The organism is Metallumcola ferriviriculae (assembly GCF_035573695.1).
In the GTDB taxonomy this organism is placed as follows: Bacteria; Bacillota; JADQBR01; order JADQBR01; family JADQBR01; genus Metallumcola; species Metallumcola ferriviriculae.
In genome coordinates this window covers 1,030,143-1,045,043 of sequence record NZ_CP121694.1, presented here as the reverse complement: position 1 = coordinate 1,045,043, position 14,901 = coordinate 1,030,143, and the positions used below count along the sequence as shown (strand labels likewise).

At 45.2% G+C, this 14,901-nt stretch carries 15 protein-coding genes; all 15 read right to left on the bottom strand.

Features of this window, described 5'->3' with window-relative positions; translation table 11 throughout:
* Positions 1-77: 77 nt before the first annotated feature.
* A complete protein-coding gene (locus MFMK1_RS05270; RefSeq protein ID WP_366924092.1) occupies positions 78-722 on the bottom strand; it encodes a murein hydrolase activator EnvC family protein in 645 nt (214 codons plus the stop codon).
* Positions 723-803: 81 nt separating this feature from the next.
* Positions 804-938: a hypothetical protein gene (locus tag MFMK1_RS05265; RefSeq protein ID WP_366924091.1), complete on the bottom strand. Its 135-nt coding sequence runs from the start codon at positions 936-938 to the stop codon at positions 804-806.
* A 78-nt stretch (positions 939-1,016) separates the two neighbouring features.
* Positions 1,017-2,156 (bottom strand): rod shape-determining protein RodA, encoded by a 1,140-nt coding sequence (gene rodA / locus MFMK1_RS05260; RefSeq protein ID WP_366924090.1) that lies wholly within the window; start codon positions 2,154-2,156, stop codon positions 1,017-1,019.
* A 176-nt stretch (positions 2,157-2,332) separates the two neighbouring features.
* Positions 2,333-2,599 (bottom strand): cell division topological specificity factor MinE, encoded by a 267-nt coding sequence (gene minE / locus MFMK1_RS05255; RefSeq protein ID WP_366924089.1) that lies wholly within the window; start codon positions 2,597-2,599, stop codon positions 2,333-2,335.
* Between the two features lie 16 nt (positions 2,600-2,615).
* Positions 2,616-3,413, bottom strand: coding sequence for a septum site-determining protein MinD (gene minD / locus MFMK1_RS05250; RefSeq protein WP_366924088.1), 798 nt, complete (start codon positions 3,411-3,413; stop codon positions 2,616-2,618).
* A gap of 30 nt (positions 3,414-3,443) precedes the next feature.
* Complete coding sequence (minC, locus tag MFMK1_RS05245; RefSeq protein ID WP_366924087.1) at positions 3,444-3,884, bottom strand: septum site-determining protein MinC; 441 nt, start codon at positions 3,882-3,884, stop codon at positions 3,444-3,446.
* Between the two features lie 153 nt (positions 3,885-4,037).
* Positions 4,038-6,083 (bottom strand): penicillin-binding transpeptidase domain-containing protein, encoded by a 2,046-nt coding sequence (locus MFMK1_RS05240; protein WP_366924086.1) that lies wholly within the window; start codon positions 6,081-6,083, stop codon positions 4,038-4,040.
* Complete coding sequence (gene mreD / locus MFMK1_RS05235) at positions 6,076-6,585, bottom strand: rod shape-determining protein MreD (protein ID WP_366924085.1); 510 nt, start codon at positions 6,583-6,585, stop codon at positions 6,076-6,078. The genes MFMK1_RS05240 and mreD overlap by 8 nt, the downstream gene beginning before the upstream one ends.
* 1 nt (position 6,586) lies before the next feature.
* Positions 6,587-7,426: a rod shape-determining protein MreC gene (mreC, locus tag MFMK1_RS05230; protein ID WP_366924084.1), complete on the bottom strand. Its 840-nt coding sequence runs from the start codon at positions 7,424-7,426 to the stop codon at positions 6,587-6,589.
* Between the two features lie 30 nt (positions 7,427-7,456).
* Positions 7,457-8,500: a rod shape-determining protein gene (locus MFMK1_RS05225; protein WP_366924083.1), complete on the bottom strand. Its 1,044-nt coding sequence runs from the start codon at positions 8,498-8,500 to the stop codon at positions 7,457-7,459.
* A 100-nt stretch (positions 8,501-8,600) separates the two neighbouring features.
* Positions 8,601-9,305: a RadC family protein gene (gene radC, locus MFMK1_RS05220; protein WP_366924082.1), complete on the bottom strand. Its 705-nt coding sequence runs from the start codon at positions 9,303-9,305 to the stop codon at positions 8,601-8,603.
* Positions 9,265-9,888, bottom strand: coding sequence for a Maf family protein (locus tag MFMK1_RS05215; protein WP_366924081.1), 624 nt, complete (start codon positions 9,886-9,888; stop codon positions 9,265-9,267). Before MFMK1_RS05215 ends, radC begins: the two co-directional genes overlap by 41 nt.
* A 94-nt stretch (positions 9,889-9,982) precedes the next feature.
* A complete protein-coding gene (locus tag MFMK1_RS05210; RefSeq protein WP_366924080.1) occupies positions 9,983-10,621 on the bottom strand; it encodes a redox-sensing transcriptional repressor Rex in 639 nt (212 codons plus the stop codon).
* A gap of 145 nt (positions 10,622-10,766) precedes the next feature.
* Entirely contained in the window at positions 10,767-12,065 is a 1,299-nt protein-coding gene (locus tag MFMK1_RS05205) for a bifunctional folylpolyglutamate synthase/dihydrofolate synthase (RefSeq protein WP_366924079.1), read from the bottom strand.
* Positions 12,066-12,216: 151 nt separating this feature from the next.
* Complete coding sequence (locus MFMK1_RS05200; RefSeq protein ID WP_366924078.1) at positions 12,217-14,865, bottom strand: valine--tRNA ligase; 2,649 nt, start codon at positions 14,863-14,865, stop codon at positions 12,217-12,219.
* Positions 14,866-14,901 lie beyond the last annotated feature (36 nt).

Sequence of the window (14,901 nt, the reverse complement as noted above, 5' to 3'; positions counted from 1 at the left end):
TGGTTTAAAAAACAATAACTTGACAAAATGGTGCCTGGCACCATTTTGTCAAGTTATTGTTCATAATAGTTCTGATTCTAAAGTGTATCGCTGACAGACAAATATGGCAGAGGATCTGTAGGGACATTCTTTATTCGCATCTCAAAATGCACCATGTTCTTTGCCACTCCCAGCACCTTACCCTGGGGAACCATTTGGCCTACATCTACCGTTACATTTTGTAATCCTGCATAAATTGTAACCCTGTCGCTGGAATGTCTTACGGCAACAGCATTATCCGACGGCCCGTTGCTAAAGGGAATAATTTCACCGGACAGTGCCGCCTTAACCAAGGTGCCCTCCTCAGTAACTATATCTACACCAGGATGCTGTTCCGATTGGTACATCTTGTGGACTTTACCGGATACAGGCAGCAGCATTGTTTCTTGATAGGTCTGCTGAAATACCTGTTTGTCAAAACTATCCTGCCAGATACCTTCCCGCGCCCACTTGTTTAGCATCGGCGTCCAATCAGCTTCCCGGGAAGTAAGCATCATTACTGCCTGACGTTGCACAGAGCGGAGGCCAGGGTAATCAAGCCTCAAAACCAATGCTACCAATATCACCAAGCCGAGCGCCATCAATCCTCTTCGCCTTCTAGGAGTAAATAATACTTTTTTATCACCAATTTTCGGTCTCGGCGACGATGCCTTGGGAATCCTATGCAAAAAGATTTTTTTCAATGGAATTCACCCCTCGTGGACATGCGTAATCGTTAACAATTATATGTCCTACTTGGGTAATTATGCCATTTTTTTTAAGCTCTAGCCTTTTCCGTGGATAAGGGCAGGCAAACAGCGTACGCAGATATGCTTTTTGTCGCCCTTATATTCATATTCCATCATCACATGCTCATCACTATTGGCACCGCAGCGTTCGCAAACTTTGCGTTCTAACATAAAAAACCTCCTTTTAAGCACTATTAATGGTTATTATGCCAAAAAGAAGGGCATTTATTTCATTGTCAAGGTTTACATTCAAAACATAATTTTCTTGCGGCGTAGGTTGACATTCAGTGCCAGCCCCAATGCAATTAGATTAGCCATCATAGAACTGCCCCCGTAACTAAACATGGGCAGCGGCAGGCCGGTAATGGGCATAATACCTATAGCCATACCAACATTCTGTACAACATGATAAAAAAACATGGAAATAACACCGGTCACTATCAATGACCCATACATATCTTTGGCGTTTTGAGCAATCTTTATCAGGCGGTAAAGCAGCAAAAAGTACATTAATAACAAAAATATCGAACCGGCAAAGCCTAATTCCTCACCTACCACCGAAAATATAAAGTCCGTATGATGCTCCGGGAGAAAATTCAACTGTACCTGGGACCCTTGGCCAAGTCCCTGCCCCCAAATTTTCCCCGATCCAACGGCGGTCAATGATTGAATAACATTATAACCAAATCCCCGCCCGCCTTTACCATCAGCATAAGGATTTAAAAAAACAATTAAGCGCATCAACTGATAGTTTTTGATGGGTAACGGCACACCAAACTTAAGATTTAAAAAAACCCAACTTACTGCCCCTGCCAGACTGGAACCAAGAAGGCTAAATAAAAGGCTCAAACGTACCCCGCCTACTAGCAGCATACCAAACAGTATCACTAAAAAGACCAGCGAGGATCCCAAATCCGGCTGCTTCAATATTAACAGCATGGGGAAAATGAAATGGAGAAAACAAGGTATCAATTCCCTGAAAGTATTTAATTTACCTTGGCGGCTGACTAAGAAATTGGCAAAGGTTAAGATGATGAGAATCTTAGCAAACTCCACCGGTTGCAAACTCAACGGTCCCACACGAATCCAACTTGTTGCACCATTTGCCTCTGTCCCCAGCCCAGGCACCAATACTACCGCTAAAAGTATTAAGTTGCCTAGATACAACCACTTGCTAAACCGAGCAAACTGATTATAATTGATAGACATCACCACTATCATACCTACCAAACCAATAACAATGGAGATAGTCTGTTTCACGATAAAGTGATACGGATCATCGGATACACCTGCGGACGCACTACGCAATACCGGTAAGCTCATAGCAATTATCGCCGCCGCCGCACCAAGCAACGGAAAATCCAATGTCCGAAAATATTTTCTGCGCATTCCCATCCCCCATTACAATCTTTTCACCATTCCCATTATACCTTAACCTCCGAGCCTGTTAAAGCAGCTTTTAAATGAAATGTTCCCCAGAAACTCAGTCCAATATGGCCTTTGTGCCCACAACAATAAAAAATCGTAATAAAAAAAGACCGGTTGGTACCCGGTCCCGATTGGCTCTAAACAGTTCTTTTAACTTTGATTACAGGAATGTTTGCTACTAACGCTACAGCTTGGTCTTCGTCACTTAGGCTCACTTCCAAAGCACTCTCATCAATTTCCATATAATTTGAAATAACCTTAATCAAATCAACTTTTAACGATTCCAAGACTTGGGGAGAGACATTGGATCGGTCATGAACCAAAACCAGTCGCAACCTCTCCTTGGCCACAGTTTTACTGGTATCGTTATCTTTACCAAAAATACGCTGAAGTAATTCTAACAAAGTCATGGCCCCCTCTCTAACTAATACCAAACATTTTTTTCAAACGTTTCATCCAAGAACCGTTGGCGTCCAGATTTAGAAGAGGTACCTCTTCACCGGTTAAACGCTTGGCAATATTTCGGTAGGCTTCGCCCGCCAATGACTCATTATCCAACACTGCCGGTTCACCGCGGTTAGTAGAAACCACAATCGTTTCATCTTCCGGTACCACACCAATAAGGTCAATGGCCAAAATGTCTATCATATCATTAATGTCCATCATGTCACCTTTTTTTACCATTGCCGGCCTTAAACGGTTGATGATTAATTGCGGGTCCCTGAGATCCGCTGCTTCCAATAATCCAATAATCCTATCCGCATCCCTCACAGCAGATACTTCCGGAGTAGTGACTACTAGGCCGCGCTCTGCCCCGGAAATTGCATTTTTAAACCCTTGTTCAATCCCTGCAGGGCAGTCAATAATGACATAGTCAAATTCCTCTTTCAGTTCTGCCGTAAGTACGCACATTTGGTCTTCGCTTACTGCCGTTTTATCCTTGGTTTGGGCGGCAGGAAGCAAAAATAACCGGTCATCAAAACGCTTATCCTTTATCAATGCCTGCTTCAAGCGGCAGTTACCGTTAGTTACGTCAACAATGTCGTAAACTATGCGGTTTTCCAGACCCAATACTACGTCTAAATTTCTCAGACCAATATCGGTATCCACCAGCACTACTTTTTTGCCCAGCGCTGCCAGCCCGGTACCAAGGTTTGCCGTGGCTGTGGTCTTCCCTACTCCGCCTTTTCCGGAAGTGATGACAATTACTTCTCCCATAAGATTTCCTCCTCGTGGTTGGAAAATTAACTAAACTTTTTGTTTTTCACCGGGCAGGTATCGTTCAATTACTACCCTTCCGTTTTTTATCTTGGCTATTTCCGGTTGGTCCGGAAGTTGTGCCCCGCCGTCCGGAGCCCTGGTGATCTGATCAGCAATACGTAGTTGTGTAGGTTGCAGCCTGAAAGCGGTCACCAGTGCGTCAATACTACCGGTAGCCCCGGCATGAACTACTCCTCTCAGCGAGCCCATCACCACCACATTACCGCCGGCAGTAATTTCCGCCCCTGGGTTTACATCTCCCATCACTACTACATTACCAGGATATCGAATACTCTGACCCGACCGGAGTGTCTTCTGAATAAGAATTGTGGGCGTTTCTTCCGTCAAGGGGTGGGCGTTTTTATTCTGTTCCTCGTTCTCGTTGTCGTTGTCTTCTCCGGGTGACCCGGATTTCTTATCCGTTACCATACTTATCCTCCTATATCTACCGCCCCTAAAGATAACTGCTATTTTACACCAGCTTTAGATAATTTTAGTTTCTACAATACCCGCATAAATCCTGCTTTTTCCCATGAAAAAACAGGGGTCTTTTTCCCCTGTTTTCTATCAAAAATAGACAATTTATTTTATTTCGTCCGATTGTTGGTTTAAGCCAAAGTATTCCTCAAATACTGCCTTGGCAATCTTACCCGCCGATGTGCTGCCATGTTGCCCATACTCTACCACTCCGGCAAACGCCACTTGCGGGTCATCCGCCGGCGCAAAGGCAATAAATACTCCGTGGAAATCGTTATCGGGATCATCTCCCCTACGACCTGTTTGGGCAGTTCCTGTCTTGGCGCCTACGGTTATCTCCTTAGGGAAATTTCTGAACAAGGAATATGCCGTCCCCCCAGGTTTGGTAACCAGGGCCATAGCTTTCCTGGTATCCGCCATCACCTGCGGTGAAACGGTTACCATATTCAACAGCTCCGGTTGATAATCTTTCGCCACTTTACCATCAGAACTTGTCAAAGACTTTACCAAATAAGGACGCCAATGTTGTCCGCCATTAGCCAAAGTGGCTACATAATTAGCCAGCTGCAGCATGGAATACATATTGGACCCTTGGCCAATTGAAGTGTTAAAGGTGTCAAAATCCTGCCACTTGGTGTTGAAATTGTATTGAATTTTTCTTTCCGCTTCAAGCACGGCCAGCTTCTGTTCCTTTTCACCAGAAATTTTTTCCCTCTCTTCCAGGGTTTCCGCTTCCGCCAGCTTAGTCGCATATTCCTTCTCTAGATTTTCTTTTTTTCTATCAAACTGCCGGGTGATAATTACCGAATTAAGGTTTTCCTTCCACTGAGGAGTAGGTAAAATACCCTTGGCTTCCCCCGAAATACCCAATATGTCTAAAGGCTGTCCCAGACCGAATTCCTGGGCCACCCGGTTTAACTCTTCTATTCCCGCCTTATACCCGGCATCCTGAAAATAAGTATTACAGGATATGGCTATAGCACGGTAAAAATCCACCACCCCATGAACATCCCAACATTTGATGTAAGGGGGGCGCCAATAAGCACCTCGACAGACAACCGTGTCACTGGTATCCAGCGCTTTTGAATCCAACGCCGCCATACCGGTAATTGGTTTAAATGTCGAGCCAGGAGGATAAGTCCCCTGAACCGCTCTGTTAAACATGGGTTTAAGCTCAGAGTCACTATAATAATCGGATTTGTCGCTGTAACTGCCGTCAACAAAATCATTAGGGTTAATACTTGGCGTACTGGCCAAACCCAAGATGGCACCAGTTTTGACATCCAGCACCACCGCTCCGGCAGCCTTCGCTTTGGGGTTTTCTGCAGCAATCTCTTTCAGTACCGAATTCATCGACGTTTCCAGGGCTTTTTGAACACCATAATTTAAAGTTAAGTTGACATTGTAACCAGGTGTGGGCGGTAGAATAGTCCCCAAATCCCGTACAATACGGTTTTGAGCGTCCACCTCAACCTGATTTAGACCCTTTTTACCCCGTAAACCTACTTGGGCTTCTTCTGCCGACAACAGCTCGAACTCCCGCTCCAGGCCCACTTTACCAATCTTATCGTTTAAGCCGTAATTATCTGCTTTATGGCCCTCCAGCTCCTCTTTATTAATCTGACCTACAAAGCCCAGCAGATGACCGGCTATATTTCCATCAGGATAATAACGTAAAGGTGCTTCTTTAATAACCACACCGGGCAGGTCCCGGCGATGCTCTTCAATCAGAGTTACAATTTCCCAAGTTCCTTCTCCACCGGGCATCAATTTCTTTATTTCCACCGGTTCAAATTTACGACTCTGAGCATTCACCTTTTCAACTATTGTGTCTGCGCTTATTTCCTCATCAGCCAAGATTACCGCTAATTTTTCCGAAACCTGGTCCAACTGGTCACCTGAACCACCAGGCATCACGGATACGGTAAATACCGGTTTAGACGTGGCCAAAACATGGCCATCGTCAGTTATAATGTCTCCCCGTCTTGCTGATACGGGCAGCATTCGCAATCTGTTTTGCTCCGAGACGGTCTGCCATTGACTGGCCATTACCACCTGTAGGTAAAATAATCTTACTGCCAGGATTAAAAAAGCCACTATTAGAATACCAAAGTAGATGCGCAGCCGTTTTGTCAATGCCTTTTTATCCACTAATCTCCCTCCACCGTTCAGGAATTTTCAGCCATCCCAAGGAGCAGGAGCGGTAAAAACCACGATACACCACCAAGGCAATAATTCCATTATAAATGGAAAAACCAAAGAGCGTTCTCAGGTCAAATTTCAGCATCCGGCCGAGGTATAACTCCAGTATCATGATACCGAACTGATACATAATACTGCCTAAAAATGCAGCCAAGACCGGGACAAATATGTTTTCTTTAAACAGTTTTTCCTCAACCGACCCGATAAATAAGGCAACTACCATTTTTATAAGAGCATTGGTACCGACATATTTGGCAAAAAAGAGATCCTCCACCAAACCAAAAATAAAACCCACGATTGCACCTCGGCGCCGTCCCCACAAAAGGGTAAGAATTATTACCCAGACAAGCACCAAATCCGGGGTAACATTAAAGACGCGCCACTGCTCCAGCACCGTACTTTCCAATACCAGAGATATAAGCAACAATAATGCCAAACCCAGTATCCGCACCCTACTCTCCCCCTTTTACGCCTGCAATAATAAACACTTCTTCCAACCGGTTAAAGTCCGCAAAGGGTTGAATAAATGCTTTCTTTACCAATCCATTAGCTTCCACTACAGTTCCTGTTATATAGCCAATACGCAGACCCTTAGGGAAAATGTCTCCCAAGCCCGAAGTAACCACTACCTGATTTTCTTGGATAGGTGCATCATGAGCTAAATGCACCATGGTCAGACCTTTCCCTTCGCCATTACCTTTAATAATTCCCGGAGTACGGGTGGCCTGCACCAGGCCGCCTGCAGACCCTTCCGGGTCCATCAGTAATAATATTTCGGCGGTCCCTTTGGTTACAGCAATTACCCTGCCCACCAATCCCCGTTGGCTGATTACAGGCATATCCCTTTTTATTCCCCGATCCTTACCTTGGTCAACAGTAATGGAATGATACCAATTACTAGCATCTCTGGCTATCACCGCAGCTCCTACCATTTGAAACCTATTATCCAGAGATTGTTTCATCTGCAGCATCTTTCTTAAGCGCACATTTTCTTGCCGATATTCTTCCATCATGTTTAATTTGGCAGTAAGTTCACCGACCTGCTGTTGAAGCTCGCCGTATTGAATTGTAATCTTCTTTGTACGGGTGATAACTGAAAGCGTATCTGATATCTTACCTGAAACACCGCTAACCCCGCTTTGTAGCGGGGCTAAAATGTCACGCAGTACTGTTTCCACAGGGGTAAGTTGGCTGCGGTTTAAATCTGTTAAACGCATGGTAACCAGCATTAATACTGCCAACGCCAGCACCCCGAAAAATGACTTTTTGGGCAGCCGGACCAACCGGATCACCCCTCTCCGTCCAGGTCAAACAATTTAATCTTACCTAGTTCTTTTAGTAGGGATAAGCACCCGTTTTAATATCTCAATATTATCCAAAACATGACCAGTACCATTGGCCACTGCGGCCAGGGGATCTTCCGCTACATGAACAGGCATGCCCGTTTCTTCACTTACTAATCGATCAAGACCCCATAACAAAGAACCGCCGCCGGCCAATACTATACCCCGATCCATTATATCCGCAGCTAACTCAGGCGGTGTTTTTTCCAAACAGATTTTAATTGCTTCCATGATGCTGGTTACCGGCTCAGAGAGAGCATTCTTTATCTCATCAGCATTAATTTCTACAGTTTTCGGTAGGCCGGATACCAAATCACGACCCCGCACCCCGTAAATAGCATACTTTCTATCTTCATCTGCCTCGGTGGCGGCAAAATAAGCCGAACCGATCGTAATTTTTATGTCCTCCGCCGTTCGATCACCAATCATTAAATTATAGCGGCGCTTAATATGATGAACGATGGCCTCATCCATCTCGTCACCACCGATACGAATAGACTTGCTGGTAACAATTCCACCCAAAGAAATAATTGCGACTTCAGTAGTCCCGCCACCGATGTCCACCACCATATTACCAGTTGGTTCATGAACCGGCAGTCCTGCGCCAATAGCTGCCGCCATTGGCTCTTCAATCAGGTATGCCTCTTTGGCCCCGGCCTGCAGCGCTGCTTCCCGTACTGCACGTTCCTCAACTGCAGTAACCCCTGACGGTATACAAATTACAACTCTGGGGCGAACAAGAAAGTTATTTCTTTTCAAGGCCTTATTAATAAAATAGCGCAACATACTCTGGGTCACATCAAAATCGGCTATTACGCCATCTTTCATTGGGCGAATAGCCACAATGTTCCCCGGGGTTCTGCCAATCATTTTTTTTGCTTCTTCGCCAACGGACAAAACTGTGCCGGTATCTTTCTGTATGGCAACCACCGATGGTTCCCGTAAAATAATTCCCTTACCTTTGACATGTACTAATGTATTTGCTGTCCCCAAATCTATTCCTAAATCTTTAGCAAAAATCATTTAGACTGACTCCTCTCTCATCTTATACCACCATTATAGTAGACAAGCAGAAGAGCTATCAAGAGGAAAACAGTTGGCATTTCTTTACAGGAAGGAAAACCTACATTAAACCCTTCTCTTTGAGACTGGCAAAACGCTTATTTCCAATTATTACATGATCCAGCACCTTAATCCCCAAGAGCTCCCCTGATTCACATAAACGCTTAGTAACGTCGATATCTTCTTTGCTGGGAGTTGGGTCACCGCTGGGATGATTATGTACCAGTAAGATAGCTGCGGCACTGCACCTAATTGCCTTTTTAAAAACTTCCCGAGGATGGACAATGGATGCATTCAAACTACCAATAGAGATATTTTCAATTTTCAGGACGTGGCTTTTGGTATCCAAGCATAAAATATCAAAATGCTCTCTGTCCAAAAATCTTCTCTCTTCCATCAGTAACCCCGCTACGTCTCCGGGGCATTTGATAATGGGCATTACATCTCCCCGCCACGCCTGCAGCCGTTTGGCCAATTCCAAAGAAGCTTTTACCTGACAGGCCTTTGCCACACCGATTCCTTTTACCATAGTTAGCTCTTCTAAATTCAGATCCATTAAGCCTACCAAACCGTTAAACTGATTTAATAGGCGGTTGGCTAAATCCAATGCCGTCTCCTGTCGCGAACCAGTAACCAGCACAATAGCCAAAAGTTCCGCGTCAGACAGCCCTTGGGAGCCTAATGTATCCAGTCTTTCCCGAGGACGACTTAACAGCGGAAGATCCTTAATGGTTGGGCGATAATCCGGTAACGCCTCTCTGATCACTTTTCTTCTCCCCCAATACCTGAATTCCCACTTTTTGCAGCATTTCGGCCAACTTCACCAATGGCAATCCTACTACATTGAAGTAGCATCCGTCTATCCCCTCAACTAACAATGCTCCAATTCCTTGTATCGCATAGCTGCCGGCTTTGTCAATATATTCACCAGTTGCCAAGTAGGCCTCAATATTCCTTGAACTAAGTTCGCGGAACTTGACTTTGGTGGTGACACATTCTGTCATCATTCGCTGTGCAGGCACTGCCACCACCGCCACCCCGGTAACAACCCGGTGCATCCGCCCGCTTAACCGCTGAAGCATCTCCCTAGCTTCGTACTGTGTGCTCGGTTTCCCTAAAGGCTCATCACCCAGTACCACTAAAGTATCTGCCCCGATCACAACGCCGCTTGAAAATTTGGCCGCTACATCTTTGGCCTTGGCCAATGCCAATTCTTTTACCAACTGCTCCGGGTCCCGACCTGCTGCCATCATTTCCTCCACCCCGCTGGTGGAAATGATAAAACTTAGTCCCAGCTGTTCCAGAAGTTGTTTGCGTCGCGGAGATTGGGATGCAAGTATCAATTTCATGATTTGTCACACCCTTTTTATTGCTTCCCGAAAAATAACCTCGAAAAAACTGCCCTGTTGCCAGAAAAAAAGACGCCTTTTGGACGCCGCAAATTCAGTGTTTATCCTTACTTAAACCTAAATTAAATGTGAGTATTTCCAGGTTGACGGTTAAATCGACATTTCTCATTTCAACATTTTTGGGAACATTTATTACCTTTGGAGCAAAATTAAGAATAGCACTAATGCCTGTTTCAACCAGAATGTTGGCAACCTCTTGAGCATGATGAGCAGGAACAGCGACGATTCCTATTTGTACATTCTCTTCCTTCATCACTTTTTCCAAGTCATTAAGCGCGTATACCATTACTCCGTTGAGCTTATAACCAACCTTTTGGGGGTCGTTATCAAAGATCCCAACAATTTTAAAGCCCCGCTCCCTGAAACCGCCGTACATAGAAAGCGCCGTACCCAAATTACCGGCACCAATAATAACTACCGGCCAGTGGGTATTAAGACCCAATATCTTCATAATGTGCCGGTGCAAGTCCTTAACATTATAACCTACGCCCCGGGTACCGAACTCACCAAAGTAGGCTAAATCCTTTCTCACTTGGGCCGGACTTACTCCAACTCCCTCAGCAATTTCCCCGGAGGAAATGGTAACCACGCCCCGCTGATCAACCTGAGTCAAAAAACGTGAATAAACTGATAAGCGAATAATTGTTGCCTCAGGTATTTTCGACGTTTTCATAATAAACCCCCTCAAAAACAGCGAAATTTCGCTGAAACCAATCTGCTTGTTCTTGAATGTACAATTAATATTGACTAGTTATTCTGCAAAAGTTACAAAATACCTTCTATAATGAAAATCAATGTAAAATTATTACAACAATTTATTAATTTCGACTTTCAAGTATATGTTTTCTCACTTCAGCAACCATATAGAAAGAGCCGGTAATACAGAGAAGATGGGTGGTGCCTGCCGCTTGAATGGCCAGGTTTGCTGCTTGAGCAATGTTTTCTTCAATAACTACCTGCTGTGTGTAGCGCCGAGCTTCTTCACCCATCTGCTGCCACCGCCCGGCCCTCGGGCTATTGGGCTTCGTTATCACTATTTTCTCAGCCAAAGGGGCGAGAACCCCTAATACCTTTTCCCTTTCTTTATCTGCCAACATGCCAATCAAGAGGACGATTTTTTCTTCGGGAAAATAGTCTCGCAATGCACCGGCCAAAGTCAACGCCCCATCGAAGTTATGCGCTGCATCCACCAATACCGGTGGATGACCGGCAATTAGTTCGAGTCTCGCCGGCCATCTCACCTGCCTTAAACCTTCACTTACCGCCCAGCTAGGGATATCAAAACCTTGTCTGCCCAATTCCTCTATTATCGCAACTGCCATGGCCGCATTGGTAACTTGATGTCTACCCAGTAATGGCAGCTCTAATGAATCATAGCTGCGGTTCCCCGTACTTATGGAAAAGTGCTGACCCGCCAAGGAATGTTTACCATAAACTAGGGTGACATCCCGGCCCACACGAATTAGCGGGCTCTGTTTTTCCTCACATATTTCCTCAATAACACTTAATACTTCGGGTTTGACCGCTGCGGTAACAAGCGTAGTCCCTTTTCTTATAATACCCGCTTTGATGCGAGTTATTTCATCCAGGGAATTTCCTAGGTAATCCATATGGTCCATGCCTACATTAGTGATGACACTGACCAACGGATTAACTACATTGGTAGAATCAATTAAGCCGCCTAGTCCTACTTCTACCAACGCCACATCTACATTGTTAAGCTTGAAGTATAGTAACGCAACTGCGGTTATTACTTCAAATTCCGTTGGATGTTCATGACCCGCTACCACCATCTCTTCTAAATGCGGTCTTACTTCAGTCAGCAAACCGGCCATTTCTGATTCAGAAATCATTTCACCGTTAATTTGGATTCTTTCCCTATAGCTGTCCAAGTGGGGCGAAGTATAAAGGCCGGTGCTCTTACCAGCAGCTTTCAAAATGCTGGTCGTCATAGCAGCCGTTGAACCCTTACCATTGGTGCCGCCAATATGAACTGTTTTTAGCTCCTGATGAGGGCTGCCCAGTAATTCTAATAAAGTTTTTATCCTGTCCAACCCGAAATTAAAGCCAAACTTAGTCAAGTCGTGCAAAAATTCAATTGCTTCCTGATAATTCATAAGAGCATTCCCTCTCCTAGCTGAAAAATTACATAAATTTTTCTTCGCGAAAAAGCATTATTCTTTGTGCAGGCATAATACTAAACCTCCGCAGGAAAATGACCCGCATTTGGGTTGGCAAGCTGCCAAGTTTTTATTTCAACAGTTGCTGCTATCCCTTGGCAATCAAACTCAATCTTTCCTGAAGGGTGCCCTTTTTACTCAAAAATTCTTCCCGTTTTGCTATTTCTTTCTCCACTACATTTTCTGGTGCTTTGTCAAGAAAGTTAGGATTGCCCAGTTTCTTTTCCACTCTGCTCAGTTCCTTTTCAAGGTTTAACATATCCTTCTCCAAACGTGCCTTTTCCTTATCAAAATCTATCAGACCCTGAAGGGGCATGAAAATTTCCACTCCACCCTCTACAGCTGCGGCTGCTTGTTCTGGTTTATGTTCTAAACTGTTAAAAACCTCAACCGGAGACGCATGGGCCATATTATTCAGGTAAATTGTGTTTGCAGTTAATACTGCCTCTGACTGTCCGGAATTAGCAGCAAGAATAACCCTAGCTTTGCGGCCGGGGGGTACATTCATTTCACCGCGGATATTGCGAATTCCCCGAATAACAGCCATTACCAGACCCATCTCCCTTTCTGCATCGTCGTCCATCAAGGAGGTATCCCCTTCCGGCCAACTGCTCTGCATAATTGTCTCACCATCTGGGTCAAGTTGCTGCCATATTTCTTCGGTTATAAAAGGCATAAATGGGTGCAGCAGTTTCATGGTGTCACTTAATATGGTCTTTAATAGTTTACGAGCGGTATATTTGCCCACTGGGCTGTCACCATACAATCGTTCCTTAGCCAGCTCGATATACCAATCACAAAATTCGCTCCAGATAAATTCATACAACAAGCGGGCTGCCTCTCCGAGCTCGTACTTGCCTAATAAACGAGTCACCTCTTTAGCCGTACTATTAAAACGAGATAGTATCCATCGATCCGCTAAAGTATATTGGGCGCTGACACCCTCGTAAGATTTATCATCTTCTAAATTCATGATTACAAACCTAGCTGCATTCCAGATTTTATTAGCAAAATTCCTGGTTCCCTCCAGACGTTCAAAATGAAAACGCAGGTCATTACCTGGTGTGTTACCAGTAATCAGCATAAATCTCAGCGTGTCGGCACCATACTTTTCAATTATCTCAATAGGGTCAACACCGTTACCCAAAGATTTACTCATTTTTCTGCCCTGAGCATCAAGCACCAATCCATGGATAAATACTTCCTTAAAGGGTACTTCCTGTCTGAATTCTAAAGCCATAAATATCATTCGGGCAACCCAGAAGAAGATGATATCCCGACCAGTGACCAGCACTGAAGTGGGATAAAAAGTGCGTAGGTCTGCCGTATCCCCAGGCCAGCCTAATGTCGAAAAAGGCCATAGCCCTGAGCTAAACCAGGTATCCAATACGTCAGGGTCCTGTTGCAATTTGCTACTGCCGCAGCCGGTGCATTGGTCAGGATCATTAATCGAACAAATTATTTCACCACAGTCCTGACAATACCATACTGGAATACGATGCCCCCACCAAAGCTGCCTGGAGATACACCAGTCTCTAATGTTTTCAAGCCATCCAAGATAAACCTTGGTAAAACGCTCCGGAACAAAGCGAATACGTTTCTCCTCTACTGCTTCAATAGCCGGTTTAGCCAAGGGTCCCATCCGGACAAACCACTGTCGGGACACCAATGGTTCGACAACCGTGTCACAGCGATAGCATTGGCCCACAGCATGCCGGTGTTCCTCAGTCTCTACCAAGAAACCAGCCCCCATTAAGTCCTGCACCAGAATTTCCCGGCATTCGTACCGGTCCATCCCCCGATATTTACCTGCCTCCGCTGTCATTTTAGCGGTTTTATCAATAACCACCACCTGCGGTAGTTGATGACGCTGACCGATTTCAAAATCATTTGGGTCATGGGCCGGAGTTATCTTTACTGCCCCGGAGCCGAATTCCGGGTCTACATATTCGTCTGCAACAATGGGAATTTCCCTGCCGACAACGGGAAGAATTACGGTTTTACCCACTAATTTCTTGTAGCGAGAGTCATCGGGGTGTACCGCTACCGCCGTATCTCCCAACATGGTCTCCGGACGGGTAGTTGCAACTACTACATATTCATCGCTATCTTTAATTGGATAGCGGATATGCCAAAGGCTGCCCGCACTTTCTTGGTGTTCAACTTCAATATCGGAAATCGTCGTCTGACACTTAGGGCACCAATTAATAATGTAATTACCACGATAAATTAATCCTTTTTCGTACAGGCGGACAAAAACCTCCCGCACAGCATCAGAGCACCCATCATCCATCGTGAACCTTTCGCGGGACCAGTCACAGGATGCGCCAAGAGTACGCAGCTGGCGCGTGATACGGTCACCATACTGGTGTTTCCAATCCCATACCCGCTCTAAAAATTCATCTCTCCCTAAATCATTCTTGGACTTCCCTTCCCGGGCCAGTTGTTCCTCCACCTTAGCCTGAGTCGCAATACCCGCGTGGTCAGTCCCCGGCAGCCAAAGAGTGTTGCGACCCTGCATACGGCGCCAGCGGGTAAGAATATCCTGAAGCGTACTATCCAACGCATGTCCCAAGTGTAGAGACCCGGTAACATTTGGCGGGGGCATCACAATAGAGAATGCCTCTCGGCCTTCTTCCCTTTCTGCTACAAAATAACTCTTTTCCTCCCAAGTGTGATACCATTTCTCCTCCACTCGGGAAGGATCGTAAGTTTTACTTAAAGATTGCTCCTGCATAGACGCACCATCCTTCTTGATAAATATGCCATATTT